Here is a 26,890-nt window from a genome sequence, read left to right as displayed (position 1 = left end):
TTTGCAGGGTTCACAAAACCATGTGGGAGCGAGCCTGCTCGCGAAGACGGCCTGACTGACGACATGGATCTCCAATCAGCCGTATGGAAGCTCGTTATGCGTTGCCTGTTGTTCGCCTGTCTGTTGCTTGGCTCATTACCGTCGCTAGCCCTGGATCGCTTCCAGGTCGAGGGCTACACCCTGCGTAACGGCCTGCAATTGCTGCTCAAGCCCGGCACCGAACGCGGGCATGTGGCGATTCGCCTGGTGGTCGGCGTGGGTATCGATGATTTCGGCTGCGCCGAGAAAGAGTTGCCGCACTTGCTTGAACACTTGCTGTTCAGCGGCATCGACGCCAGCGGCGAAGGCGGCCTGGAAGAACGCATGCAAGCCCTGGGGGGCGAATGGAACGCCTTTACCAGCAATGCCGACACCACCTTCGTGATCGAAGCCCCGGCCAAAAACCAGCGCAAAGTCCTCGACCTGCTGCTGGCGCTGCTGACCCAGACCCGCTTCGACGACAACGCCATCAACGCCGCCAAGCAAGTGGTCGAGCGCGAAGACGGCGGCCACTACACGCATTTGCAGCGTTGGCTGGATCGCCAGGATCTGGGGCATACCGCGAGCAAGCAACTGGCCGTCGAGCTGGGTCTCAAGTGCCCTGAACGTGCGGAAGTCGATCAACTGACTCGCGAACAACTGGAGAAGGTGCGCAAGGATTGGTACGCGCCCAACAATATGACGTTGATCGTGGTCGGTGATCTTGACCGCTTGCTGCCGGCTTATCTGGAGCGGGCGTATGGCGTGCTCAAGCCTGTCGAACCGACGGGCCACCCGCCGCTGCCGCAAATCCAGGCCAGTGCCGCCCATGAACGCAACCTGACCCGCGGCTTTGTAGGCGGTGGGGCCAAGCTGCATTGGCTGGTACCGGAACCGGTATTGGAGGATCAGCACGACCAAACCTTCGACCTGCTCAAGGATTATCTGGACTGGGCGCTGTATCGCCAGCTGCGCCTGGCGCACGGTTTGTCCTACGGCCCGTGGGCCGAGCGTGAGGTGTTCGGCGGTGTGGGCTTCATGAGCCTCAACGCCGATCTGGAGCGCGATGACGTGGTCGAAGCGCAAAAGGTGCTGGATGAAATGAAGGCCGGGTTGCTCAAGGACGGTCTGAATGCCGAGACCTTCAACCGCCTCAAACAGGCCGCCATCGCCCGCCAGGCCTGGGCCGTGCAAGGCAACAGCGCGCTGGCCGATTACTACTGGAGCGCCCTTGGGGACTACGAGGACGGCCGTTTCGCCAATCCGGCCAAGGAGCTGCAAGCGGTGACTCTGGCAGAAGCCAACAAGGCGATGCGCGAATTGCTCCTGCAACCGGGGTATGTCCGGGTTGAAAAGCCGTTGCTCAGTGATGATCAGTTGTTGTGGGTGATGGCCGGATTACTGGGATTGATCGTACTCAGTCTGGCGGCCTGGCGCTTTCATCGCAGAAAGTAAGAGATCCTTGTGGGAGCGAGCCTGCTCGCGAAGGCGGCAAAGCAGGCGATATCAATGCGGGATCTGCCGACCTCTTCGCGAGCAGGCTCGCTCCCACAAGTTTCGCACGTCAACCGGCTGTGGCCCCTCGCCACACCGCCCCGCCAGCGGTACCCTGTCGAGGATTTTTCCTACGACGACTGTGAACCGCCGAATGCCGACCCTGACCCTTTTCGTACAGCGCATCCTCGAACTGATGAAGCGCTACCCCGGGGTCATTGCGCTCGGTGGCTTTATTTCCGGGGTCGGCAGCTTCATCCTGGTGGATCGGCAACAGGGGCTGGCGAGCTGGATCACCACCATCATGCTGATCAGCTGGGTCTGGCTGATGCTGGAAAACAGCCTGACCAAGCTGTTCACCAAAATCTTCAAGCGGGAAATTCCCCAGCCCCTGCTGCGTTATGCAACGCAGATGATCCATCAGGAAAGCCTGTTCTTCGTCCTGCCGTTCTTTTTCATCACCACCACCTGGAACAGCGGCCAACTGTTCTTCACCGGGCTGTTGGGTATCGCGGCATTGATCTCCATCGTCGACCCGCTCTACTACAAGTGGCTGGCGCCGCGGCGCTGGGCGTTCCTGGCGTTGCATACGCTGACCCTGTTTGCCGCCCTGCTCACCGCGTTACCGGTGATCATGCACCTGACCACCTCACAAAGTTTCAAGTGGGCGCTGGGCATCGCGGTGCTGTTGTCATTCCCGAGCCTCGCTTCGATCTTCCCGATCCGCACCGTGCGCAACGCCGTGGCGATCCTCAGTATCACCGTAGGCATCGGTGGCGTGGGCTGGGTGCTGCGTTCGTGGGTACCGCCGGCGACGCTGTGGATGACCGAAGTGGCCATCAGCACGCAAATGCAGGACCGCACGCCCGGCAAGAGTCTGGAAGAAGTCAGCGCCGAGCAGATCCGTGGCGACGGGTTGTATGCCTATACCGCGATCAATGCTCCGCGCGGCCTCGACGAGCGGATTTATCATGTCTGGCAGTTCAACGGCAAAGAGGTCGATCGCATCGCGCTGGATATTCACGGTGGCCGCAAGGAAGGCTATCGCGCCTGGACCCACAAGCAGAACTTCCCCGGCAACCCGGCGGGCAAATGGCAGGTCCGGGTGCTGACCGAAGACGGTCAGTTGATCGGGGTACTGCGCTTCAAGATCACCGACAGCACACCGATCAAAGAAAAGTAAGACAGTTCGTGCTATTACGTAGGTCTGCGTAAATAGCCGAAAAAGCACGGAGCTTATGACCAGCAGCACAGTGGCCGGCAATGCCCAACTGGACACCTCGCACTCCCCGACCCGGATCCGGGTGACGGGGGACTGGACGCTCGCCCATTACGCCGACCTCAAGCACTTGAGCGAAAAGCTCGAAGGCCAGTACGACGACAGCACCCATATCGACCTCAATGGCCTCGGCGCCCTCGACACGGCGGGTGCCTCGTTGCTGGTGGAACTGCTGGGCTCCGAACGGCTGGGGCGATCCGCCGAACACCCCGATTGCACCCTTTCGGCCGCCGACCGCGCGTTGCTGCAAACGGTCTATCGCTCCCTGACCGATTTCTGTGTGCCGATCAAAGAGCCGGAAATCAGTGTCGGCATTCAACTGCTGACCCGTATTGGCCGCGCGGTGGACACCGTTTGGCAGGACACCCTGCAACTGCTGGGTTTCGTCGGCCTGATTCTGGAAACCATCCTTCGCGGCCTGTTTCGCCCGAAACGCTGGCGCATCACCCCGATGGTCGCGCACATCGAGCAGACCGGCCTGGACGCCGCCCCCATCGTCGCCCTGCTGACTTTTCTGGTGGGTGCCGTGGTGGCGTTTCTCGGGGCGACGGTGTTGGCCAGTTTCGGTGCGACGGTGTTCACCGTGGACCTGGTGGCGTTCTCCTTCCTGCGCGAATTCGGCGTGCTGCTGACCGCCATCCTGATGGCTGGGCGTACCGCCAGTGCGTTCACCGCGCAGATCGGTTCGATGAAGGCCAACGAAGAAATCGACGCCATCCGCACCCTGGGTCTCGACCCGATGGAGTTGCTGGTGGTGCCGCGCGTTCTGGCCCTGCTGATCGCACTGCCGATGCTGACCTTTCTGGCGATGCTGTCAGGGATCGTCGGCGGCGGTGTGGTCTGCGCGATATCGTTGGATATTTCCCCGGCGATGTTTCTGTCGCTGCTGCAATCGGACATCGGCGTACAGCACTTTCTGGTGGGGATCGTCAAAGCGCCGATCTTTGCCTTCCTGATCGCCGCGATTGGTTGCCTGGAAGGTTTCAAGGTCAGCGGCAGCGCCGAGTCCGTCGGTGCGCACACCACCTCCAGCGTGGTGCAGTCGATTTTCGTGGTGATCGTGCTCGATGCCGTGGCCGCGCTGTTTTTCATGGAGATGAGCTGGTGAGCCGTGTACCCCGAGCGCCTGCAGAGGCGGTGATCGAAGTCCGTGGCCTGTGCAATCGCTTCGGCCACCAGAGCGTGCATGAGAACCTCGACCTGGATTTGTACAGGGGCGAGATCCTGGCCGTGGTCGGTGGCTCCGGCAGTGGCAAATCGGTGCTGTTGCGCAGCATCGTCGGCTTGCGCCAGCCCAGCGAGGGCGTGGTGAAAGTGTTTGGTAAAAACCTGCCGACGCTGTCCGAGCATGAGCGGTCCCTGGTCGAACGGCGCTTCGGCGTGCTGTTTCAGAAAGGCGCCCTGTTCTCTTCATTGACGGTGACCGAGAACGTTGCCCTTCCCTTGATCGAGCATGCCGGGCTGAGCCGTGACGATGCCGAACACCTGGCTGCGGTCAAGATGGCCCTCGCCGGGTTGCCGCTGTCGGCGGCGGACAAATACCCCGCCTCCCTGTCTGGCGGGATGATCAAGCGTGCGGCGCTGGCGCGGGCATTGGCACTGGACCCGGACATCCTGTTTCTCGACGAACCCACCGCCGGCCTCGATCCGATTGGTGCTGCCGCGTTCGATCAATTGATCCTGACCCTGCGTGACGCCCTGGGCCTGAGCGTTTTTCTGGTGACCCACGACCTCGACACGCTCTACACCATCACCGATCGCGTGGCGGTGCTGGCGCAGAAGAAAGTGCTGGTGGCCGATGCCATCGACGTGGTCTCGGAAACCGACGACGCCTGGATTCACGAATACTTCCACGGCCCTCGCGGCCGCGCGGCGCTGACGGCCGCTCAACAGCTCAACGAGGTCTGACATGGAAACCCGAGCCCATCATGTATTGATCGGCCTGTTCACCGTGATTGTGGTGACAGGCGCCCTGCTCTTCGGCCTGTGGCTGGCCAAGTCCAGCGTCGACACCGAATTCAAGGACTACGAAGTCGTGTTCAACGAGGCGGTCAGCGGCTTGTCCAAGGGCAGCTCCGTGCAATACAGCGGGATCAAGGTCGGCGACGTGGTGTTGCTGCGCCTGGACCCGGAAGACCCGCGCCGGGTGCTGGCGCGGATCCGTCTGGGCGGCGATACGCCGGTCAAGGAAGACACCCAGGCCAAGCTGGCGCTGACCGGGGTCACCGGGACGTCGATCATCCAGCTCAGTGGCGGCACACCGCAAAGTCCGACGCTCAAGGGCAAGGACGGCAAGCTGCCGGTGATCGTCGCTTCACCCTCGCCCATCGCCCGTCTGCTCAACGACAGCAACGACCTGATGTCCGGCGTGAACATGCTGATGCACAACGCCAATCTGATGTTCTCGACGGAAAACATCGAACGCATCAGCAAGACTCTCGAGCATCTGGAGCAAACCACCGGCACCATCGCCGAGCAGCGCGGCGACCTGCGCCTGGCCATGCAGCAACTGGCTTCTGTCGGCAAGCAGGCCAGCACCATGATGGAACAGACCTCGGCGCTGATGCGCAACGCCAACGGTTTGCTCAACGATCAGGGCAAGCAGATGTTCGGCAGCGCTGAACAGGCCATGAAGTCGCTGGAACAGAGCAGCGCGACGATCAACAAACTGCTCAGCGCCAATCAGGATTCGCTCAACAGCGGGATGCAGGGCCTCAATGGCCTGGCCCCGGCGGTGCGCGAGCTGCGGGAAACCCTGACCTCGCTACGCACTATTTCGCAACGCCTGGAGGCCAACCCCAGCGGCTACCTGCTGGGCAGTGACAAGAACAAGGAATTCACCCCATGAAGCTGACCGCCCTCGCCCTCCTCGCCGGCTTTACGCTGATCAGCTCATGCTCGATCCTGCCCGAGTCCGAGCCGTTCGATGTCTATCGATTGCCGTCGGCGCAAAGCAGTGTATCGGCCAGCCATGACACGCCGCAGCGCTGGTCGCTGCGCCTGAACAAACCCCAGGCCAGCGAGGCGTTGAACAGCCCGAACATTGCCGTCATCCCCCAGGGCGATGTGATCAGCAGCTACAAGGGCTCGCGCTGGAGCGACCCGGCACCGGTGCTGCTGCGCAATCGTCTGCTGGATGGTTTTCAGCGCGATGGCCGGGTGACGTTGCTCAGCACCGACGACAGCAACTTCCTGGCAGACCTGGAATTGGGCGGCAATCTGCAGGCGTTCCAGACGGAGTATCAAGGCACCGCCGCCAGCGTTGTCGTGCGGATGGATGCGCTGCTGGTGCGCGGCTATGACCAGCGCATCCTTGCCAGCCGCCGCTTTGAAGTGCGCCAGCCATTGGGCGATGTGAAGGTGCCTGCCGTCGTCAGCGGGTTCGGCCAGGCCAATGATCAGCTGACGGCGCAGGTTGTGGCTTGGGTAGTTGATCAAGGGCAGAAACTGGCGCCACCACCACGGCCTTGAAGCCGCCGAGGCCCCTGTGGGAGCGAGCCTGCTCGCGAAGGCGTACTGTCAGACAACATCAATACTGAATGACACACCGCTTTCGCGAGCAGGCTCGCTCCCACAATGTTTTGGGTTTAGCCGAAGAACCAGTAGCAGACGCCGATAGCGCCCAGGACGCCCGCCAACTCCGCCAACAACGCACACCCCACCGCATGCCGCGCGCGCTGGATGCCCACCGCGCCGAAGTAAACGGCCAGCACATAGAATGTGGTTTCGGTACTGCCCTGGATCGTCGCCGCTACCAGTGCCGGGAAGCTGTCCACCCCCGATGTTTTCATGGTTTCGATCAGCATCGCCCGGGCGGCACTGCCGGAGAATGGCTTGACCATCGCCGTCGGCAACGCGTCGACGAAGCGCGTGTCCCAGCCCGCCCATTCAACCAGGTGACGAATCCCGTCCAGGCCGAAATCCAGTGCCCCGGACGCCCGCAGCACGCCTACGGCGCAGAGCATCGCCACCAGATACGGCAGCAGGTTCTTCGCGACGTCGAAACCCTCTTTGGCACCTTCGACGAACGCCTCATAGACCTTCACTTTGCGCAACGCGCCAATCACCAGAAACAGCATGATGATCCCAAATAGCGTCAGATTGCCGAGGATCGACGACAAACTGGCCAGGGCGGTGGCAGAAAGCGTCGCCAGCAACGCCATGAAACCGCCAAGGATGAGGGCACCGGGAATGATGTACGCCAACACCACCGGGTCCCAGACACGCAGGCGTTGCATGAACGCCACGGCCAGGAAGCCGACGATGGTCGAGCAACTGGTGGCCAGCAGAATCGGCAGGAACACCAGCGTCGGATCGGGCGCGCCTTGCTGGGCGCGGTACATGAAAATCGTCACCGGCAGCAGGGTCAGGGAGGAGGCGTTGAGCACCAGGAACAGGATCTGCGCGTTGCTGGCGATGGTGTCACTGGGGTTGAGTTCCTGCAGGGCCTTCATGGCCTTGAGGCCGATCGGCGTGGCGGCATTGTCCAGGCCCAGGCCGTTGGCGGCGAAGTTCAGAGTGATCAGGCCGATGGCCGGGTGACCGGCCGGCACTTCAGGCATTAACCGCAGAAACAGCGGGCCGAGGGCCTTGGCCAGCCTTTCGACGATCCCGGCTTTCTCGGCAATCCGCAGAAAACCCAGCCAGAGGGTGAGGGTGCCGAACAGCAGGACCATGACCTCGACCGACAATTTGGCCATGGCGAAAATGCTTTCCACCATCGCCGCGAAGATCCCGGCGTTGCCGCCGATCAGCCATTGCGCCAGCGCCGATACGGCGGCCACGATGAAGAAGCCAAGCCACAGGCCATTAAGCATCAGTCAAATCCCCCAAAAGATGCGCGAATGATAGCGGGGTGGCCAGAAACGACAAACCCCGGATTTCTCCGGGGTTTGTTTGTGTGGCTTGCTCGGGTCACTGTGGGAGCCAGCCTGCTGGCGATGAGGCCGGCACATTCAACATCTCTGTTGTTTGATACACCGCTATCGCCAGCAGGCTGGCTCCCACATAAAAGCAAGACTCCACAGGGTTCCGCTATCAGTTGGTGGAAACCTCACCCACCGGCAGCTTTTCTTTGCTGCGCCAGTGCGGCAGGGAATTCCAGTAGCGCTGGCCCTTGGCATCGTCGTACATGCCTTCCCAGCGAGCGATGACCAGCACGGCCAAGGCGTTGCCAATCACGTTCAGCGCGGTACGGGCCATGTCCATGATGCGGTCGACACCGGCGATGAAGGCCAGGCCTTCCAACGGGATACCCACGCTACCCAGGGTGGCCAGCAGCACCACGAAGGACACGCCCGGTACACCAGCGATGCCTTTGGAGGTGACCATCAGGGTCAGGACCAGCAACAGTTGCTGGCTGATCGACAGGTCGATGCCGTACAGCTGAGCAATGAAGATGGCCGCGATACTTTGGTACAGGGTCGAACCGTCGAGGTTGAACGAGTAACCGGTCGGCACCACAAAGCTGCAAATGGCTTTCGGCGCACCGTAGGCTTCCATCTTCTCGATCACGCGCGGCAGCACGGTTTCGGAGGAGGCGGTGGAGTAGGCCAGTACCAGCTCATCCTTGAAAATGCGCATCAGCTTGATCACCGAGAAGCCGAACAGGCGAGCGATCAGGCCCAGGACCACGAAGGCGAAGAAAGCGATGGCGACGTAAACCAGGATCACCAGTTTCGCCAGCGGCAGCAAGGATGCGAAGCCGAAGTTGGCCACCGTCACCGCGATCAGTGCGAAAACGCCGATCGGGGCGTAGTTCATGATCATGTGAGTGACCTTGAACATGCTTTCCGAGACGCCCTGGAACATCGTTACCAGCGGATCGCGCAGCTCAGGCTTGAGGCTCGACAGACCGAGGCCGAACAGCACCGAGAAGAAGATGATCGGCAGCATTTCGCCGCGGGCCATGGCCGCGAAGATGTTGGACGGGATCAGGTTGAGGATCGTTTCGATGAACGCGTGTTCATGCTGAACCTCAGCCGCCGTCGCCTGGTACTTGGAGATGTCCACGGTACCCAGGGTGCTCATGTCGATGCCCGCACCCGGATGGAACAGGTTGGCCAACAGCAGGCCGACGACGATGGCGATGGTGGTGACGATTTCGAAGTAAATGATGGTTTTCAGGCCGATGCTGCCGAGCTTCTTCGCATCACCGACGCCGGCGATGCCGACGATCAGGGAGGAGATCACGATCGGGATCACGATCATCTTGATCAGACGGATAAAGATATCGCCTGCCGGTTGCAGAACGTTGCTGATCCACCAGGCTTTCTCGGCACTGAAATGGTTGAGCAGCGCACCGATTGCAATCCCCAAGACCAGACCGATGAGGATCTGCCAGGCGAGGCTAAGCTTTGCCTTCTTCATATCTTTACCCTTACTTCAGTTTGACTCGGGCAGATGCGCGAACTGGAACGCTTGTGGCGAAAAAGTCGTGTGCATCTGCCCCCGTATAAGGAGCCCCGGAGCGCTTGTTGATGGCTCTCTGGCAGGCGAAAAAAGGCGCAACTATTCCGATGCAAGGAAGCGACGTCTAATGCCGTAAACGCCTACCCTATGCCGAATCGGCATGAGGTTTTTTCACTGAAAGCGACGTCGCAAACGGTTCGAATATGACATTTCGGCAGGCAAAAGTGCCGTGAACCGGCCATCACAGCGCAGATTGAGTGTTTTTTGATCAGTCGAATGGAAGGGTGTTTTCGGGAAAATCCCACAGGGCGCGGGAAAGATTTACGGCGAAAGGCAGGCAATTTTTCTCGATATACGGTCGCTGGCGAAACACCGGGAAAAGTATTTTTCGGGGAAGAGCAGAGGGATTATCGAGGGGAGGGGGTGAAAACGAAGGGATCGCTCTAGTTCAACACTTTGCACGTGAAGCCCTTCGCAAGTCCGTCGAGTCGTGGTTGACCGGCGAACTTGCGACGCAGCTTTTCCTGACCCGGCCCTTGCGCAGGTACTCCCTGTACCCGTAGGTCACTCCGCCCCTGAAACAGGCAGAACGTCCCGACCCCTTGGTCATGCGCCGGCCTTCCTCGGGTAGGCGCAGGGGAAGAAGCGATGGCTTCTCTCGTATATCTGAATTCCGTACTTGTCCGGGTCCTTTTCGGGCTGCTCCATCAACCATTCCTGCGTACCGTGGTGCGGTCTGCCAAGGAATCGGAGTGTGCCTGCCCGCTAGAACCCGGGGCGGCACCGCCCAACAGTAGGGCGGCTGCCAGTGTCTCTACCAACGATTATGTTCAGCCTCGACCTCGACGGCCAAAGAAGAAGGAAGCAATAAACATCACCAGGAACACGACAAAGAGAATCTTGGCGATACCCGTGGCGGTGCCCGCGATACCACCGAAGCCCAATACGGCGGCGACAATGGCAATGATCAAGAATGTGATTGCCCAGCTCAACATGGTGATTCTCCTTACGCTTCTATTTAGAGGTGCTGCGTTTCCCGGCGCTTTGAGCGCGCCAAGTGTGTGTACTTAGAACACCCAGCGCTCCTGGCGAGGCATTTCATCCATCGCCTGGTGTTGGTCGACGTCCATCATTCGCATCGAACTGCTGTCGGCCATACCGTTGCTGGCGGCGCTGAAGTGGGTTTGGGTCGGGTGCTGAAACGACACGCTTGGCCCTTCTTGCTGTTGGCTTTGCTCCCAGCGCACAAACTGCTGGCCGCCGATCAAGGTGATCAGCAGCGCCAACACGGCGAACACGCCTTGCTGGAGATGCAGTGGCGAGAGCAGCAATGGGGTGGCACGTTGGCGATTCATCCTGAAGCTCCTCCCACTCGGGGTAGTCGGGTTGAGGGCGATTTGTTGGTTGCCCTGCGTTACTCACGACATTGCAGCCTGCGTGCCAGATTTTTTTCGTAAAAAAATACTTATATATCAATTGGTTATGATGGTGTCGCAAGTCCTTTCGGACGCATCCTGCACGATGGAGCTTTTCACGGTCGTGCGTAATGCACGATCGGCTGACGGTTATTGCAATATTTTTGGAATTGAGAGGAGGGCGTAGCTGTCAGAAAAAGACGTGATTCATCGTCTGAGCAGAAGCTGTCTATAAAAGGAATACGAAATCAGGCGAAAACCGGTGGGGCAGTAGATAACTACCCTGCCATGACGGGAATGGATCAGAATGAACCATGCAACTTGCCCGATTTTTCCGGGACTAAACCAAGAACATTCATTATGGAGCGTAGGAAAATGGAATCAGCCACTGAGCATCAAGGCCGTATTCTTCTGGTGGATGATGAGTCCGCCATCCTGCGAACCTTCCGCTATTGCCTCGAAGATGAAGGCTACAGCGTGGCGACTGCCAACAGCGCCGCGCAAGCCGACGCGTTGCTGCAACGCCAGGTCTTCGACCTGTGCTTCCTCGATCTGCGCCTGGGTGAAGATAACGGCCTCGATGTATTGGCCCAGATGCGCATTCAAGCGCCCTGGATGCGTGTGGTAATCGTCACCGCGCACTCGGCGGTGGATACGGCCGTCGACGCCATTCAGGCCGGTGCTGCCGATTATCTGGTCAAGCCGTGCAGCCCCGACCAATTGCGGCTGGCCACTGCCAAGCAGCTTGAAGTGCGGCAATTGTCGGCGCGCCTGGAAGCTCTGGAAGGCGAGGTGCGCAAACCCAAGGACGGCCTGGATTCCCATAGCCCGGCGATGAAAGTCGTGCTGGAAACGGCCCGTCAGGTGGCCAGCACCGATGCCAATATCCTGATTCTCGGCGAGTCCGGCACGGGTAAAGGCGAGCTGTCTCAAGCCATTCACGGCTGGAGCAAGCGGGCGAAGAAGTCCTGCATCACCATCAACTGCCCGTCGCTGACAGCCGAACTCATGGAAAGCGAACTGTTCGGCCATAGTCGCGGAGCGTTCACAGGGGCCAGTGAAAGTACCTTGGGTCGGGTCAACCAGGCGGATGGCGGCACGCTGTTTCTCGACGAAATCGGCGATTTTCCGTTGGTTTTACAACCAAAGTTACTGCGATTTATTCAGGACAAAGAGTACGAGCGTGTGGGCGATCCGGTCACCCGCCGCGCCGATGTGCGCATTCTCGCGGCCACCAACCAGAACCTCGAAGACATGGTTCGCGACGGACGTTTTCGCGAAGACCTGCTCTATCGCCTGAACGTCATCACTTTGCACCTGCCACCGCTGCGCGAGCGCAGGGAAGACATCCTTAATCTCGCCGACCGCTTTCTGGCGCGCTTCGTCAAAGAGTACGCCCGCCCGGCCCGGGGTTTCAGTGATGAGGCCCGCGAAGCGTTGCTGGGGTATCGCTGGCCGGGGAATATTCGTGAGCTTCGCAACGTGGTGGAGCGGGCGAGCATCATTTGCCCGCAGGAGCGGGTAGAGATCAGTCACTTGGGCATGGCGGAAGCACCGGTCAACAATGCTCCGCGCATTGGCGCTGCCCTGAGCCTTGATGAACTGGAGAAAGCCCATATCGGCGCGGTTCTCGCCACCGCCGGCACGCTGGATCAAGCCGCCAAGACGCTGGGTATCGATGCGTCCACGCTGTATCGCAAACGCAAGCAGTACAATTTGTGAGCCGCCAGCGATGAAACTGGCGATGAAGTTGCGGACCCGGCTGTTCCTGAGTATTTCCGCACTGATCACCGTTGCGCTGCTCGGGCTGTTGCTGGGGCTGGTCAGCGTGATGCAGATGGCCGGGAGCCAGGAAGCACTGGTACGCAACAACTTCGTCGCCCTCGATATCGGGCTCAAGCTGCGCCAGGCGCTGGGTGACCAGTTGATCATCATGCTCAGCGATCAACCGGATTCTGCGGCCTTCGAAGCATCCAAACAGCGTTACTTCGAATTGCTGGAAGAGGGGATCGCCCAGGAGCCGGCGAGCATCGGCAGCGAATACGGTTTCAAGAAAGCCAAGGCTGACTACCTGAGCTTTATCAAGGCATATGAAGTTTCGCCTGACCCGACACGTGTGCTGAGCGGCGGCGACGAACTCACCGAAAAATTCAACGCCCTGCGAAATGGTCTGATCACCGAACACAAGCGTGCGCTGGATGACATCACGCAAATCGAGCGGCAGGCCCGTGAACGTGCATTGCTGATCGCTGGCCTGCTGGGTCTGGTCGGGCTGGCCGTGTTGATCATTGGCTTTGTGACGGCCCATGCCATCGCCCGGCGTTTCGGCGAGCCCATCGAGGCCCTGGCGCAGGCGGCGGATAACATCGGCCAGGGCAATTTCGACGTCACCCTGCCGGTCTCCTCGGCGATTGAGCTGAACCAGCTGACCAAACGCTTCGGAATCATGGCCGAGGCGCTGCGTGAACATCAGGCCACCAACGTCGATGAACTGCTTGCCGGTCAGCAGCGGCTGCTGGCGGTGCTCGACAGTATCGACGACGGCTTGCTGATGATCGATCGCCAGGGTCACCTGGAGCACCTCAACCCGGTGGCGCAGCGCCAGTTGGGCTGGGACGACGAACGGGTTGGCCTGGGGTTGGGCGCGGCATTGCAGCGTCCCGAACTCGATGAACAGCTGCAACTGGTGCTGCGCGGCGGCACGCTGGAGCGAGCGCCGGAGGATTTGAGCATCGAGGTCGATGGCGAGGCGCGGTTGCTGACCTACAGCTTGACGCCGGTCATTCATACCCAAGGGCAAATTCTCGGTGCGGTCATGGTGCTGCATGACGTCACCGAGCAACGCGCATTCGAGCGGGTGCGCAGCGAGTTCGTGTTACGCGCCTCCCATGAGCTACGGACGCCGGTGACCGGCATGCACATGGCATTTGGCCTGTTCCGCGAACGCGCACATTTTGCCCCGGACTCCCGTGAAGCCGATCTGCTGGATACGGTGAACGAAGAAATGCAGCGCCTGATGCAGCTGATCAACGACTTGCTGAATTTCTCCCGTTACCAGAACGGTTTGCAGAAACTCACCTTGGCGCCGTGCTCCATCGAGGATTTGCTCGAGCAGGCGCAGCTACGCTTTACCAGTGGCGCCGAGGAGAAAGGCATCGAATTGTTGGTGGAAGTGCAGGGGCCATTGCCGCGCCTGCAGGCCGATCAGCCGCAATTGGATCGGGTGCTCGACAACCTGATCGACAATGCCCTGCGCCATACCGCCTCGGGTGGCCTCATACGCTTGCAGGCCCGGCGTCATGGCGAGCGGGTGATCATCAGCGTTGAAGATAACGGCGAAGGCATTGCCTACGGACAGCAGGGACGGATCTTCGAGCCCTTTGTACAAGTCGGCCGCAAGAAAGGCGGGGCCGGGCTGGGTCTGGCGCTGTGCAAGGAGATCGTGCAATTGCACGGCGGACGGATGGGCGTCTATTCGCGGCCAGGGCAGGGCACGCAGTTCTACATGGCGTTGACGGTGTAGTGCACTTTACGCTTCGTCGTCCAGGCGTCGGCTGGCCAGTCGGCGACCACGGGTAATCAGTTCGATGAACTGCACAGCACTCAATGCATGGGCGAACAACCAGCCCTGGCCAAACTTCACACCTTCACTGCTCAGTAGCGCTGCCTGCGCTTCATGCTCAATGCCTTCGGCAATAACCTTCAGGTGCAGTGATTGCGCCATGTGGATGATGTGTGGAGCCACACCGCTACTAGCTGCGTCATGGCCCAGCGCATCGATAAAGGCTTTGTCGATTTTCAGGCAATCCACCGGCAGGGTTTGCAGATACGCAAGGCTGCAATAGCCGGTGCCAAAGTCATCGATCAGCACCTGATGCCCGACATCGCGTAAGGCTTGCAGATTTTCCCGGGCCACCACCACATCGATCAGCCCGCGTTCGGTAACCTCAAAGGCAATCTGTTTGGCGGCAACACGATGCAGGGTCAGCAGGCGTGCCATCACCTGGCCGATTCGCGGCACCATCACGTCACACGCCGCCAGGTTGACCGAGATGTACAGCTGCGGATTGGCTCGCAGCAATTGCCCCAGTTGTTCCAGCAAGCGTTGCAGGACGAAGTCGGTCATCTGGCGGATCTGCCCGGTGTTCTCCGCCATTGGAATGAACAGGTCAGGGCTGGTCAGGGTCCCATCCGGCCGGCGCCAGCGCAGCAAGGCCTCGGCGCCGACGCAGTTACGGCTGTCGAGGTCGAAGATCGGTTGATACAGCACCTGCAATTCGCCCCGGCGTATGGCGCCGGTCAGCTCGGCGTCCAGGGACTGCCGCTGGCGCACCAGCAGAAACACCAGAAAACCCACGCATAAGGCCAATCCCACGCAGACCGGCAACAACCACCACCACACCGGCGGTATATGGGGGCCGCCGCGGGGGCTGATCAACACCAGTTGGTATTCCGGGTTGTCGGTGGGCATGCGGTAAATCAGACGCGACTGAGTGACTTGCAGCGCATCCCGGCTTTTCGGCGGCCACATTTTTGGCGGCCAGGCTTGCGACACACCCAGTACCGGAATCGCCCGAGTACCGTGGTCGAGTACCACCAGCAGGCTGCTTCCCGGCGACAGGTCGACCATATCGGTCAGATGCCCGCGGGACGTCGCGACCCGGAAATTGCCGCGCCCGAGCATCAGTACGGCACGGTTTTCATCGGGTTCGGTGGTGGTGTTCAGCCAGTAGCTGTAGGTGGGACCCTGGATGTCAGGTGGTCGTATCAGCGACAACGCTTCCTTGCGTGGACGATTGGTACAGATCCGTGGGGCATCCATGTAGGCGGCTTCGTAGACGAAACGATAATTGAAACTGACCTGCTGCAGGGTCGCGACCATCTCCTCATTGCAGGTGCGCAGCGGTTGGGCTTCCAGATCGTCAAGGCTTTCGCGCAATTGCCCGAACAACTGCTCCAGCCGGGCGAGGAAGCGTTCGCCCTGCGCATTCATTTCCTGGCTTTCGCTCTGTTCGACTTGATGCAGGGCGATGAACAGGCTGCCGGTCATCAGTAGTGTTGCACTCAGGACAGCCGCCAGTATCGCCAGAAACCAGGGGCGATAGAACCAACTACGGAATGTCTCTCTAGCAACAGTCATTAGGGCAATATCCGAAGAATTACCAATGAGTTATAGCTGCTGATTGGAAAAAAGCGCTGACCGTCGGGCGGGCGTCATTATTTTGTCTGGTTCAAAACCTGTAGTAGCGCCGCCGTTTGCGCATCCGGTGTACCGTCGAAGCGCGATGGGCGGAAATGCATCTGGAAGGCGGCGATCACATGGCGCGTGGCGACATCCAGTTCGCCGGTCTGCGGTGTTTCATAACCGACGCGGGCCAGTTGTGCCTGGTACCAGCTGATGCTCGGCAGCTGTGCTTCAAACTGTACCTGCTGTCGCGCCACGGCCTGCTCGTTCGGCCAGATGCCGATACCTTCCGCCGCCAGACGCTTCCATGGAAACAGCGGGCCCGGATCGAGCTTGCGCAGCGGCGCAATGTCGCTATGGCCGACGATGCTGCGAGGGCTGATGACGTAGCGTTTGCTGATGTCCTTGAGCAGGACGATCAAGGACTGGACCTGCGCTTCGCTGTAGGGGTACCAGAGGCGCCCGGTGGGCGTGTCCTTGAAGCCCGGATTGACGATTTCGATGCCCAGGGAGCTGGAGTTCATCCAGGTCCGGCCTTGCCATTGGCTTTCGCCGGCATGCCAGGCCCGCATGTTTTCATCCATCAGTTTGTAGATGGTCGCCTTCTTGTCGTCGCCGATCAGGTAATGGGCGCTGACTTCGCCATGGGTCAGCAGTTGCAGCGAGCGCTCCATCGAGGCGGAGGTGTAGTGCAGCACCACGAACTGGATGCGGCTGTCATGATTGGCGGAAGGATGATTGGTGTCGAAGCGGGGGCCGCTGGCGCAACCGGCCAAGAGCAGCAGCGACACAATGAGAGCGATAAATTTCATGGCAGGAGGCAATACACACTGGACAGTAATGCAACAGTGTAACGTAATGCCTGGTGTAGGGAGGGCAATTGAACAAAATGGAACAATTAGCCCTCAGCCTGTCCCCTAGCCCAGCTCCACTCGGTTGCGGCCCGCATTTTTAGCTCTATAGAGCGCCTGATCGGCTCTTTTGAGCGCCAGATCACTGTGTTCGTCAGGTTTGAATGCTGTCAGGCCCATCGAAATAGTGATCGTTACCCGCTCACCCTTGAAGTGGAATGGGCAAGCTTCGATCGAAGCGCGCAGGTGTTCCAGCAGTTTCATGCCGGCCGCCGGCACCGTAGACGGCAGCAGCAGGACAAATTCTTCGCCGCCAAACCGGGCAATGAAGTCCGTCCCGCGCAGGCGCTTGCGCAACACGGTGGCAATGATCTTCAGCACTTTGTCACCTGCCAGGTGACCGTAGCTATCGTTGATGCGTTTGAAGTGATCCAGGTCAAGCATGGCCAGCATCAGCGTGTTACCGTGTTGCTGCCATTGGCTGATTTCATGGTCAAGCCGTTCGCTCCAGGCTGCGCGGTTGGGCAGCCCGGTCAGCGGGTCGATCAATGCTTTCTGGCGCTGTTCTTCGAGGTGTTCGCGAAAGCCCAGGGCTTCCTGCTCCATGTGCGCCACCCGTTCGGCCAGACTGTGCAGACGGGCTGCGACCTCTTGCTCGCGTTCATCGCGCTGCCTGCGGTGCTGGTCCATGGTGCCGAGCAGGCCCTCGAGGTGGTTCTCCAGAACATGCTTGAGCCCCTCCAGGTCGGCCGCTTCATGCATGCGGGTCTGCAGGCCGTCGACCTGTTCGCGGATCTGCGTATCCATGGCCTCTGCCGCGGAACGGCTGTCGGCATGACCCGCGCTGGCGGCTTGCAGATTGCTCTGGAACGACTCGAGGCGTTCGTTGAGATGTTGAAGGTACGCTTCGAATTCATGCTGGCCACTGTCCGAGATCGCCAGCATCAAAGTCGCCAGATCGTCGAGGATCGGCAGCAATTCGTACCAGTTCAAGCCGTTTTTCAGGCGATCACGCATCGATTCGGCTTGCGGGCGGTGCCGTTCGGGGAGTGTCAGATCGTCGAGCAGCCCCAGCAGAGTGTCTTCAATGTGCTTGGCCACCGAGCTATAGGACGGCTCGGGGGAGTCCGGCAGCGCATAGAGCATGTCATGGCCGGGCAATTCCGGCTCGCCGGGTGCCAGGGCTGTAGGCCGTGGCGGGGAATCGGGAAGCGCTGCATGCGTAAGTTCGTCGGGATTGATTGCCGGCTCGATCTGAGGCGCGGGTGTCTCGACGGGTAATGGTATTTCGTCGGCTTCATCCGGTCGGGCATGCGTCTCGGGGAGCAAATCGGGCGCTTGCTGCGGATCGAGGGCAGGTGCAGCAGTTGCAGGGGCAGCAGGAGGTTCGGGCGTCTCGGATAATGCCTGTACAGCTTGTGGCTGGGCGGCCGCGATGGTCGGGTGCGAAACTTCGATGCGTGGTTCATCGATGGCGGGTGCGGGTGCGGGTGCGGGTGCGGGTTCGGTGGTTGCGGGCGATGACGCGGCCATCGGCGCCGGGATCGCTTCGACAGGCGTTGCAATGGCGCCTTGCCCGGCGACAGGGACGAGCGGCGTTATTGCATCTTCAGTGTCCCGGTGACCGAACAACCGTTGCAACAGACCAGGGCGTCCGGGTTCTGCAGGGCTTTCCACCTGGCTCAAGGCTTTGCCTTGCAAGCCGCTCAGTTCACTGAGCAGCAAAGGAATCTCGCGAGCCTGGCTGACGCGGCTATCGAGCTGTTTGGCGAAGTTCTTCAGCGGTCGGCTGACTTCCCGGGGCAGCGGCAATGTTTGCAGCTGAGTCACCAGTGCGGTCAATGCCGCGCTGGTCTGGTTCACTCGGGTTTCACGACGCTGCTCGGAGTCGAGCACGGCTTTTTCCAGGCGTGGAAGCAGGGCGGCCAGACCGGCGTCCATGTCATCGGTGCGCACGACTTCGCGCATTTCCTTCATGCACTGGTCTACGGCGCGGTCGGTGCCTTCTGCTGCCAGGGTGCTGCGTACCAGTCCGCGACGCAGCAAGTCGAGGCGGGCGTCCCAGCGACGTTCGAGCTTTTCCTGTTGTTCGATGCTTTTGAGGTACTTCTCTTTCCAGCGCTGTGCTTCGTCGCTCATTCAGGGGTTCCGCGTGGGGGCAGGACTCAACGCGGGCAATGCATCGGCCGTGAGCGAACCCGGCAGACGAATCTCTACCGCGACCGGCAGGTGATCGGAAATGGGTTGGGCCAGCACCTCGACCTTTTCAAGGGTCAGGGTAGGGCTCAGCAGGATGTGGTCCAGGCAGCGCTGTGGGCGCCAGCTGGGGAATGTCGCTTCCAGTTGCGGTGCAAGCAGGCCCAGATCTCGCAATGGCGAGTGTTGCAGCAAGTCGCTGGCATGGGTGTTCATATCACCCATCAGCACTTGATGCTTATAACCGCCAATCACTTCGCGGATGTACGCCAATTGCATGCTGCGGGCTCGCGCGCCCAGCGCCAGGTGCATCATGACCACCACCAGCGCTTCCGGACCTTCGCCGAAGCGCACCAGGATCGCTCCGCGACCTTTCGGCCCTGGCAGCGGATGGTCTTCGATCGCCCACGGGCGCAAGCGGCTGAGCACGCCATTGCTGTGCTGGCCGAGGTGTCCGAGATTGCGATTGAGCTGTTGATACCAGTAGGGGAAGGCGCCGAGCTGGGCCAGATGTTCGACCTGATTGACGTAGCCTGAACGCAGGCTGCCGCCATCGGCTTCCTGCAAGGCGACCAGATCGAAGTCCCCCAGCAGGTTGCCGATTTTCTGCAGATTGTCGGCGCGCCCGGTGTGCGGCAACAGGTGTTGCCAGCCCCGGGTCAGGTAATGCCGATAGCGTTCGGTACTGATGCCGACCTGGATATTGAAACTGAGCAGGCGCAAACGGCTGTCTTCGGGCAGGCCCGTCGACTCCAGATGATGCTCGTTGACCCGCGGATCGTGCAGGCCAACGATGCGTTCAGTTCCCCAGCGGCGCATGGCGGGTGCTGCCCTTAGTTGGCGGCAGCCTTGTTAGCCGCTCGCTCTTTGTCGATCAGTTTGTCAGCCAATTGCAGGGCTTGCTCGGCGCCGCCGGCAGAGCCCACGTCAAAGCGATATTTGCCGTTGACGATCAAGGTTGGAACACCGGAGATTTCATATTTCTTGGCCAGGTCGGTGGCCTTGGCGATCTGACCCTTGATGGCGAAAGAGTCGAAGGTGGCCAGGAACTTGTCCTTGTCGACGCCCTGGGTGGCCAGGAAGTCCGCCATGTCATTCTTGTCGGTCAGCTTTTTGTGCTCTTTCTGAATGGCTTCGAACACCGCAGCGTGGACCTTCTGCTCGACACCCATGGCTTCCAGGGTCAGGAACATCTGGCCGTGTGCGTTCCACGGGCCGCCGAACATGGCGGGGATACGGACGAAGTTCACGTCGGAAGGCAGCTTCTCGACCCAGGGATTGATCACTGGCTCGAAGGCGTAGCAGTGCGGGCAGCCGTACCAGAACAGCTCCACCACTTCGATCTTGCCCGGAACGGCGACCGGAACCGGATTGCTCAGTTCGACGTAAGGGGCGGCGGGGGCTTCGGCAGCCTGGGCAGTCATGCCGAACAGGCTGGCAGCGACGAGTGCGGCGCTGATGATCAGATTACGCATGCTTTACTCCTGGACAAATTTTATCGCCTCGCGCGACCTGTTTTCAGACAGGTCATGGCGGGTCTGAGTTCTGTAGTGTAACGGCAGCGGCCACAAAAAAGGGCGGCCAAAGCCACCCTTTTTATACTTGCTGCGACGGATTAATCGAGCGTTAACGTTGCAAGCGTTGTATGCCTCGCGCAACGCTCGATTCGCCGGCCTTAGTGCAGGCCTTGAATGTAGCTCGACACTGCGGCGATGTCTTCGTCGCTCAGCTTTTTGGCAATGCTCTGCATCGGTTTGGTATCGCCGTCGTTGGCCCGACCACCTTCTTCCTTGCGGAAGTCGGTCAGCTGCTTGGCAATGTATTGAGCGTGCTGGCCACCCAGGTGCGGGAAGCCGGCTGCGGCGTTGCCTGTACCGTTTGGCGAGTGGCAGCCGGTGCAGGATGGCAGACCCTTGGCCAGATCACCGCCACGGAACAGCGCTTCACCGCGAGCCACGATTTTCGGGTCGGCGGCGCCAACGCTGCCTTTCTGGCTGGCGAAGTAGGCGGAGATGTCCGCCAGGTCCTGATCGCTGAGATTGGTCAGCAGACCGGTCATTTCCAGAACGGTGCGCTTGCCCGACTTGATGTCGTGCAGCTGCTTGGTCAGGTAGCGTTCACCTTGCCCCGCCAGTTTTGGAAAGTTTGGCGCCATGCTGTTGCCATCCGGGCCATGACAGGCGCCACATACGGCGGCTTTTGCCTGGCCTGCGGCGGCGTCACCAGGTTTTACTGGCTCACCTGCAGCATGGGCAATGCCGGAGATTCCCACGGTCAACAGCAGACTCACGATCAATTTGTTCATCAGCTAATCCAACTACGGCTAAGGGTTAAGAGTTATGGACCGGGTTTACTCGCTCATCCACTGGATGATGGCTCGGTAATCCTCGGCACTGCAGTCCATGCACAAACCACGCGGCGGCATCGCCTTGAAACCCTGGGTCACGTGTTGCACCAGCGTCTCCATACCTTTCGCCAACCTCGGCGTCCAAGCTTCCTGATCGCCTCTTCTGGGCGCCATGGGTAGTTGGCCGGAATGACAGGCACCACAAACACGGTTGTACACAGCTTCCGGATCCTGTGTAGCCTGAGCGCTGTAAAGCGGCATCAAGACACCGGCGGCTAGCAGCCATTTCGTCATAAAACGACCTTTTCAGGGTTGAGAGCGTGCTGCGTTCTAGTGCGCAATCAAGGTCTGTCGCTCTCGTGAACTTCATCCTACGCTGGGACAAAGCGCACACAAAATCTGCGGCATTATATACTGGCGTCACTGAAACGGAAGCGACACTGCTTGCCGCGCCCATTCCCGGCGCCGCCCACATCGGAAATCCCATGCAACTCAAGAATCCCATCCTCGGTCTGTGCCAACAGTCCACCTTCATGCTCAGCGCCGCCAAAGTCGACCAATGTCCGGACGACGAAGGTTTTGAAGTCGCCTTCGCCGGGCGTTCCAACGCCGGCAAGTCCAGTGCGCTCAACACCTTGACCCATGCCAGCCTGGCGCGTACCTCGAAAACACCGGGACGCACACAGCTGTTGAACTTCTTCAAGCTAGACGATGAACGTCGTCTGGTCGACCTGCCGGGTTACGGTTACGCAAAAGTCCCTATCCCGCTCAAGCAACACTGGCAGCGTCACCTGGAAGCGTACCTGGGCAGTCGCGAGAGCCTGAAGGGGCTGATTCTGATGATGGATATCCGTCATCCAATGACTGATTTCGACCTGCTGATGCTCGACTGGGCCGTGGCGAGCGGCATGCCAATGCACATTCTGCTGACCAAGGCGGACAAGCTGACTTACGGCGCGGCGAAGAACACGCTGCTCAAGGTTCAGTCGGAAATCCGCAAGGGCTGGGGCGACAGCGTGACGATTCAGCTTTTTTCGGCACCGAAACGCATGGGCCTGGAAGACGCCTACACTGTATTGGCAGGCTGGATGGAACTGGCGGACAAGGGTGCCGAGGTGGCCGAATAAAAAACTGGCTGTGACGCGCTGAGGCAAGGCAAAAGCGCGTCACAGCCAGTTTTAAGGCAAAAAAAACCCCGGACTTCTATGGGGAGGGGGAAGTTCCGGGGTTCAAGTTCTAGACCGCTAGGGCGGGGTCCAGATATCTGCCAACACTTAACACAACATAGGAGCATCGAAGGGCTTCACCAGCCATTCAGTAACTCTGAGTAGCGATTCCCGGACTAGTTCAGATTTTTTTCAAATACGTTTGGAATAACTCCAAGCATTTTCCGGACTAAGCGCTCTCTACTTGTTCTGCCGCGGCACTATGCCGCAGCAAAACCCTCATCTTGATGGGCTCAGTGAGCCTCATCCCAGTTGTTACCTACACCCACTTCGACCAGCAGCGGAACATCCAGTTTCGCCGCACCGCTCATGTGGACGCGAATTTCATCGCGGACCTGGTCGACCAGATCTTCACGCACCTCAAGCACCAATTCATCGTGCACCTGGAGGATGACCTTGGCATCGAGGCCCGAAGACGCCAGCCAGTTGTCCACCGCCACCATGGCTTTCTTGATGATGTCCGCTGCGGTGCCCTGCATCGGCGCGTTGATCGCCGTGCGTTCGGCGGCCGCACGCTCTTGCGGTTTGTTGGAGTTGATCTCCGGCAGATACAGCCGGCGCCCGAAAAAGGTTTCCACATAACCCTGCTCCGCTGCCTGGGCGCGGGTGCGGTCCATGTACTCGCGCACACCCGGATAACGGGCGAAGTAAGTATCGATGTAAGCCTTGGCGGTCTTGGTATCGACGCCGATGTCTTTGCCAAGCTTCTGTGCGCCCATGCCGTAGATCAGGCCGAAGTTGATCGCCTTGGCGCTGCGGCGCTGGTCGGAGGTCACGTCCGCCAATTCGACTTTGAACACCTCGGCAGCAGTGGCGGTGTGTACGTCCAGATTGTGGCGGAAGGCGTTCATCAGGCCTTCGTCCCGGGAAAGGTGCGCCATGATCCGCAGTTCGATCTGCGAATAGTCCGCCGCCAGCAATTTGTAACCGGTCGGGGCCACGAAGGCCTGGCGGATGCGACGCCCTTCAGCGGTGCGCACCGGGATGTTCTGCAGGTTCGGATCACTGGAAGACAGGCGCCCTGTAGACGCTACCGCCTGGTGGTACGAGGTGTGGATGCGTCCGGTGCGTGGGTTGATCTGCTCCGGCAAACGGTCGGTGTAGGTGCTTTTCAGCTTGCTCATGGAACGGTATTCCATCAGCACCTTGGGCAGCCGGTAGTCGTCCTCGGCCAGTTTGGCCAGCACTTCTTCGGCAGTGGATGGCTGGCCCTTGGCGGTTTTCTTCAGTACCGGCAGACCGAGCTTCTCATAAAGGATGACGCCAAGTTGCTTGGGCGAACCGAGGTTGAACTCCTCGCCGGCGATCTCGAAGGCTTCACGCTCCAGCGCCACCATCTTGTCGCCCAGTTCAATGCTTTGCACCCCGAGCAGTGCGGCATCGACGAACGCGCCTTGGCGTTCGATACGCGCCAGCACCGGCACCAACGGGATTTCGATGTCGGTCAGCACGCTTGCCAGGCTCGGGATGGCGGTGAGTTTCTCGAACAGCGCCTGATGCAGACGCAGGGTGACGTCGGCGTCTTCGGCGGCATACGGGCCCGCCTGCTCCAGGGCGATTTGATCGAAGGTCAGCTGTTTGACGCCTTTGCCGGCAATGTCCTGGAAACTCACCGTGGTGTGGTCCAGATACTTCAGCGCGAGGCTGTCCATGTCATGGCGGGTGGCCGTGGAGTTGAGCACATAGGACTCGAGCATGGTGTCGAAAGCGACTCCGCGCACGGTGATGCCGTTGGCCTGATCGCCACCGATGGCGCAGTTGGCCAGGATGTTCATGTCGAACTTGGCGTGCTGGCCGACCTTGAGTTTGTTCGGGTCTTCCAGAATCGGCTTCAGGGCAAGCAGGACGGTGTCGCGGTCCAGCTGCTCCGGCACGCCGATGTAGGAATGGGTCAATGGAATGTAGGCCGCTTCGTTGGCCTGCACGGCAAACGACAAACCCACCAGTTGCGCCTGTTGTGCGTCGATGCCAGTGGTTTCGGTGTCGAAGGCGAACAACGTGGCGTTGTTCAGTTTCTCCAGCCAGACGTCGAATCGCGTCTGATCGAGGAGGGTCTCGTATCGGGTTTCAGACGTTAAAACCGGTGTTTCGGCTTCGGCTTCGGCGGCGCTGAACAGATCGACGACCGGCTCAGGCTCAGCGGCAGTGCTCAGCTCAATGCGCTTGGCGTCCCGTTGCAGATCATTCAGCCAGCTCTTGAATTCGAGCAGGTTGTAGAGCTCGGTGAGTTTGACTGGATCTTCAGGACCCATTTGCAGGTCATCGAGGCCGATCTCCAACGGCACATCGACCTTGATCGTCGCCAGCTGGTAGGAAAGGAACGCCATCTCCTTGTGCTCTTCGAGCTTGGCCGGCAGAGTCTTGGCGCCGCGGATCGGCAGGGTCGGGACGATATCGAGCTGCGCGTAGAGCTCGGTCAGGCCGCCATTCACACCGACCAGCAGACCGGAGGCGGTTTTCGGACCGATTCCCGGAACCCCCGGAATGTTGTCGGAAGAGTCGCCCATGAGCGCCAGATAATCGATGATCTGCTCCGGAGCGACGCCGAATTTCTCCTTCACGCCCTCCACGTCCATGCTGCTACCGGTCATGGTATTGACCAAGGTAATGTGGCCGTCGACCAGTTGCGCCATGTCCTTGTCGCCCGTGGAGATAACCACCGGGCGATCGGCGGCGGCGCTGCTGCGGGCCAGGGTGCCGATCACGTCGTCGGCTTCGACGCCTTCAACGCACAGCAGCGGGAAGCCCAGGGCGATTACGCTCTGATGCAACGGCTCGATCTGCACGCGCATGTCGTCGGGCATGCTCGGACGATTAGCCTTGTATTCGGCGTACATCTCATCGCGAAATGTCCCACCCTTGGCGTCGAACACCACGGCAAACGGACTGTCCGGGTACTGCTTGCGCAGACTCTTGAGCATGTTCAACACGCCCTTGACCGCACCGGTCGGCAGGCCTTTGGAGGTGGTCAGCGGTGGCAGCGCGTGAAAGGCGCGGTACAGGTAAGACGAACCGTCCACCAGGACGAGGGGGGCTTGGCTCATGAGCAGGATCAACCTTTTCGGCGGGTCCGGCGCTAGAATAGCGGGACCGTTGACGACAAAGGGACAAGGTTATCATGCGCACACTAAATCGCCTGTTGCTGGCTGGGTTGTTTGCAATCACTCCGTTGGCCGCGATGGCGGCGGACGATGCGCCATCGCCGGAACCGGAAGTCACCATTCGCACGGAAGGCGACAATACGATCAAGGAGTACCGCCAAAATGGCTTTCTGTACGCCATCCAGGTCACTCCGAGTGTCGGCAAACCGTATTTTCTGGTGCGCGCCGATGGATCGGACGGTAACTTCATCCGCTCGGATCAGCCGGATATGCTGATTCCGTCGTGGAAGATCTTTGAGTGGAAGTAGTTTCTTAATTTCAATCGGCGCTGGCTCGACAGCGGCGCCCGTACTGGCAGTTAAAACATGTCTGTGTTCACCCCCCTGGCTCGGCCCGAGCTGGAAACCTTTCTCGCCCCTTATGGCCTTGGCCGCCTGCTTGATTTCCAGGGGATTGCCGCCGGTAGCGAAAACACCAATTTCTTTATCAGCCTGGAGCAGGGCGAGTTCGTCCTGACCCTGGTCGAGCGTGGCCCGGTGCAGGAGATGCCGTTCTTCATCGAATTGCTCGACGTACTGCACGAAGCCGACCTGCCGGTGCCCTACGCCCTACGCACCACCGACGGCGTTGCACTACGCGAATTGGCCGGCAAACCAGCGCTGTTGCAACCGCGCCTGGCCGGTAAACACATCAAGCAAGCCAACGCACAGCATTGTGCGCAGGTGGGTGAGTTGCTGGCGCACCTGCACCTGGCGACCCAGGCCAAAATGATCAAGCGCAAGACCGATCGAGGCCTGGACTGGATGCTGGAGGAGGGCACGCAGTTTCTGTCGCACCTCAATGCCGAGCAGAAGGACTTGCTGGAGCGGGCGCTGGAAGAAATCACCCAGCAGAAAGAGAAAATTCTGGCGCTGCCTCGGGCGAATATCCACGCCGACTTGTTCCGCGATAACGCGATGTTCGAAGGCACGCACCTGACCGGCCTGATCGACTTCTACAACGCGTGTTCGGGACCGATGCTCTACGACGTGGCGATTGCCCTGAACGATTGGTGCTCCGACGATGACGGCCTGATCGACGGGCCACGGGCGCGGGCGTTGCTGGGTGCTTATGCTGCACTGCGTCCGTTCACCGCGGCCGAAGCCGAGTTGTGGCCGACGATGTTGCGGGTGGCGTGTGTGCGTTTCTGGCTGTCGCGGTTGATCGCGGCGGAGTCATTTGCCGGACAGGATGTTCTGATTCACGATCCGATGGAGTTTCAACAGCGATTGGCGCAGCGGCAGACGGTCAACACGCCGCTACCTTTCGCCCTCTAAATAGTGGCGAGGGAGCTTGCTCCCGCTGGGCAGCGAAGCGGCCCCAAAAAA

23 protein-coding genes are annotated in these 26,890 nt (G+C 60.1%); 11 read left to right on the top strand and 12 right to left on the bottom strand.

Translation table 11 applies throughout. The features are described from left to right. The first annotated feature begins 96 nt into the window (after window positions 1-96). The 6 genes from ACW9HW_RS17305 (at window position 97) to ACW9HW_RS17280 (ending at window position 6,262) form a co-directional block, all read left to right on the top strand. Complete coding sequence (locus ACW9HW_RS17305) at window positions 97-1,473, top strand: M16 family metallopeptidase (RefSeq protein ID WP_457400971.1); 1,377 nt, start codon at window positions 97-99, stop codon at window positions 1,471-1,473. Between the two features lie 193 nt (window positions 1,474-1,666). After that, a complete protein-coding gene (locus ACW9HW_RS17300; protein WP_095194496.1) occupies window positions 1,667-2,695 on the top strand; it encodes a DUF5924 family protein in 1,029 nt (342 codons plus the stop codon). Between the two features lie 55 nt (window positions 2,696-2,750). Continuing rightward, window positions 2,751-3,899 carry an ABC transporter permease gene (locus ACW9HW_RS17295; protein ID WP_095194495.1) on the top strand — a complete coding sequence of 383 codons (1,149 nt, stop codon included), beginning with the start codon at window positions 2,751-2,753 and terminating at the stop codon, window positions 3,897-3,899. Beyond that, entirely contained in the window at window positions 3,896-4,699 is an 804-nt protein-coding gene (locus ACW9HW_RS17290) for an ABC transporter ATP-binding protein (RefSeq protein ID WP_095194494.1), read from the top strand. The genes ACW9HW_RS17295 and ACW9HW_RS17290 overlap by 4 nt, the downstream gene beginning before the upstream one ends. A gap of 1 nt (window position 4,700) precedes the next feature. Further along, window positions 4,701-5,639, top strand: coding sequence for an MlaD family protein (locus ACW9HW_RS17285; protein ID WP_095194493.1), 939 nt, complete (start codon window positions 4,701-4,703; stop codon window positions 5,637-5,639). Further along, on the top strand, window positions 5,636-6,262 hold the full coding sequence (locus ACW9HW_RS17280; RefSeq protein ID WP_457400968.1) for an ABC-type transport auxiliary lipoprotein family protein: 627 nt from the start codon (window positions 5,636-5,638) through the stop codon (window positions 6,260-6,262). Before ACW9HW_RS17285 ends, ACW9HW_RS17280 begins: the two co-directional genes overlap by 4 nt. A 116-nt stretch (window positions 6,263-6,378) precedes the next feature. Here the strand turns inward: ACW9HW_RS17280 and ACW9HW_RS17275 are convergent, their stop codons facing one another. The 4 genes from ACW9HW_RS17275 to ACW9HW_RS17260 form a co-directional block, all read right to left on the bottom strand. Further along, window positions 6,379-7,608, bottom strand: coding sequence for a nucleoside recognition domain-containing protein (locus ACW9HW_RS17275; protein WP_095194491.1), 1,230 nt, complete (start codon window positions 7,606-7,608; stop codon window positions 6,379-6,381). A gap of 220 nt (window positions 7,609-7,828) precedes the next feature. Further along, entirely contained in the window at window positions 7,829-9,160 is a 1,332-nt protein-coding gene (gene gltP / locus ACW9HW_RS17270; protein WP_095194489.1) for a glutamate/aspartate:proton symporter GltP, read from the bottom strand. A gap of 872 nt (window positions 9,161-10,032) precedes the next feature. Then, window positions 10,033-10,197, bottom strand: a complete 165-nt coding sequence (locus ACW9HW_RS17265) for a DUF1328 domain-containing protein (RefSeq protein ID WP_003170804.1) — start codon at window positions 10,195-10,197, stop codon at window positions 10,033-10,035. A 72-nt stretch (window positions 10,198-10,269) separates the two neighbouring features. Then, the gene (locus tag ACW9HW_RS17260) at window positions 10,270-10,557 is read right to left on the bottom strand and encodes a hypothetical protein (RefSeq protein ID WP_095194488.1); all 288 of its coding nucleotides are present in this window, start codon (window positions 10,555-10,557) and stop codon (window positions 10,270-10,272) included. 435 nt (window positions 10,558-10,992) lie between these two features. On the opposite strand from ACW9HW_RS17260, the gene algB reads away from it, so the two are divergent. Together algB and ACW9HW_RS17250 are read left to right on the top strand one after the other, a co-directional pair. Beyond that, a complete protein-coding gene (gene algB, locus ACW9HW_RS17255; RefSeq protein ID WP_095194487.1) occupies window positions 10,993-12,339 on the top strand; it encodes a sigma-54-dependent response regulator transcription factor AlgB in 1,347 nt (448 codons plus the stop codon). Between the two features lie 10 nt (window positions 12,340-12,349). Beyond that, window positions 12,350-14,140, top strand: a complete 1,791-nt coding sequence (locus ACW9HW_RS17250; protein ID WP_095194486.1) for a KinB sensor domain-containing domain — start codon at window positions 12,350-12,352, stop codon at window positions 14,138-14,140. 6 nt (window positions 14,141-14,146) lie between these two features. Here the strand turns inward: ACW9HW_RS17250 and ACW9HW_RS17245 are convergent, their stop codons facing one another. From ACW9HW_RS17245 to ACW9HW_RS17215, 7 genes are all read right to left on the bottom strand, one after another. Next, window positions 14,147-15,757, bottom strand: a complete 1,611-nt coding sequence (locus ACW9HW_RS17245) for an EAL domain-containing protein (RefSeq protein WP_095194485.1) — start codon at window positions 15,755-15,757, stop codon at window positions 14,147-14,149. 77 nt (window positions 15,758-15,834) lie between these two features. Continuing rightward, the gene (locus ACW9HW_RS17240) at window positions 15,835-16,614 is read right to left on the bottom strand and encodes an N-acetylmuramoyl-L-alanine amidase (RefSeq protein WP_457400964.1); all 780 of its coding nucleotides are present in this window, start codon (window positions 16,612-16,614) and stop codon (window positions 15,835-15,837) included. A gap of 105 nt (window positions 16,615-16,719) precedes the next feature. Continuing rightward, window positions 16,720-18,792 (bottom strand): GGDEF domain-containing protein, encoded by a 2,073-nt coding sequence (locus ACW9HW_RS17235; RefSeq protein ID WP_457400962.1) that lies wholly within the window; start codon window positions 18,790-18,792, stop codon window positions 16,720-16,722. Then, entirely contained in the window at window positions 18,793-19,668 is an 876-nt protein-coding gene (locus tag ACW9HW_RS17230; RefSeq protein ID WP_095194482.1) for an endonuclease/exonuclease/phosphatase family protein, read from the bottom strand. A gap of 14 nt (window positions 19,669-19,682) precedes the next feature. Further along, complete coding sequence (locus ACW9HW_RS17225) at window positions 19,683-20,324, bottom strand: thiol:disulfide interchange protein DsbA/DsbL (protein WP_095194481.1); 642 nt, start codon at window positions 20,322-20,324, stop codon at window positions 19,683-19,685. A gap of 200 nt (window positions 20,325-20,524) precedes the next feature. Continuing rightward, the gene (locus tag ACW9HW_RS17220) at window positions 20,525-21,154 is read right to left on the bottom strand and encodes a c-type cytochrome (RefSeq protein ID WP_095194479.1); all 630 of its coding nucleotides are present in this window, start codon (window positions 21,152-21,154) and stop codon (window positions 20,525-20,527) included. Window positions 21,155-21,199: 45 nt separating this feature from the next. Continuing rightward, a complete protein-coding gene (locus ACW9HW_RS17215; RefSeq protein WP_019020904.1) occupies window positions 21,200-21,490 on the bottom strand; it encodes a c-type cytochrome in 291 nt (96 codons plus the stop codon). A 191-nt stretch (window positions 21,491-21,681) separates the two neighbouring features. Here ACW9HW_RS17215 and yihA point away from each other — a divergent pair, with 191 nt between their 5' ends. Continuing rightward, window positions 21,682-22,323: a ribosome biogenesis GTP-binding protein YihA/YsxC gene (gene yihA, locus ACW9HW_RS17210; RefSeq protein ID WP_095194478.1), complete on the top strand. Its 642-nt coding sequence runs from the start codon at window positions 21,682-21,684 to the stop codon at window positions 22,321-22,323. A 332-nt stretch (window positions 22,324-22,655) separates the two neighbouring features. Here the strand turns inward: yihA and polA are convergent, their stop codons facing one another. Next, window positions 22,656-25,466, bottom strand: a complete 2,811-nt coding sequence (polA, locus tag ACW9HW_RS17205) for a DNA polymerase I (protein WP_457400958.1) — start codon at window positions 25,464-25,466, stop codon at window positions 22,656-22,658. A gap of 74 nt (window positions 25,467-25,540) precedes the next feature. Here polA and ACW9HW_RS17200 point away from each other — a divergent pair, with 74 nt between their 5' ends. Both ACW9HW_RS17200 and ACW9HW_RS17195 read left to right on the top strand, forming a co-directional pair. Continuing rightward, the gene (locus ACW9HW_RS17200) at window positions 25,541-25,831 is read left to right on the top strand and encodes a DUF2782 domain-containing protein (protein WP_457400956.1); all 291 of its coding nucleotides are present in this window, start codon (window positions 25,541-25,543) and stop codon (window positions 25,829-25,831) included. A 57-nt stretch (window positions 25,832-25,888) separates the two neighbouring features. Beyond that, the gene (locus ACW9HW_RS17195) at window positions 25,889-26,839 is read left to right on the top strand and encodes a homoserine kinase (RefSeq protein WP_095194475.1); all 951 of its coding nucleotides are present in this window, start codon (window positions 25,889-25,891) and stop codon (window positions 26,837-26,839) included. The last annotated feature ends 51 nt before the right edge of the window (window positions 26,840-26,890 follow it).

The organism is Pseudomonas sp. SDO5532_S415 (assembly GCF_054071155.1).
Note: the sequence above shows the minus strand (reverse complement) of the source record. Positions and strands in the feature narration are given on the sequence as shown.